The sequence below is a fragment of the Pseudomonas sp. PDM22 genome, from assembly GCF_014851965.1.
In the GTDB taxonomy this organism is placed as follows: Bacteria; Pseudomonadota; Gammaproteobacteria; order Pseudomonadales; family Pseudomonadaceae; genus Pseudomonas.
Genome location: NZ_JACVAR010000069.1, coordinates 1 through 255 on the forward strand (window position 1 = coordinate 1; position 255 = coordinate 255).

The window sequence follows — 255 nt, forward strand, 5'->3', positions numbered from 1 at the left end:
TCACGCTCCAGGTGCCGTCAGCCGCTACCTTGGCGCTGTAGTCGGTGCCGTTGAGGGTGAAGCTGACGGTGTCGCCGGCCTTGAACTCGCCGGTCGCCTTGCCGCTGATGGTCTGGTCGACCTTGGACTCGGCGAGGTTGAGGGTGTTGTCGTCGGTCACCGGGTTGATGACCAGGCCAGCCACCGGCGGGGTGATGCTCACCTCGTACGGATGATCGGCGACGACGTTGGCGCTGTTGCCAGCGGCATCGTGAG

General features: G+C 65.5%; 1 protein-coding gene. It reads right to left on the bottom strand.

Going from position 1 to position 255, the window contains the following annotated elements; genetic code table 11:
• On the bottom strand, window positions 1-255 hold a 255-nt coding region (locus IB255_RS30690), incomplete at both ends, for an Ig-like domain-containing protein (RefSeq protein ID WP_192211310.1).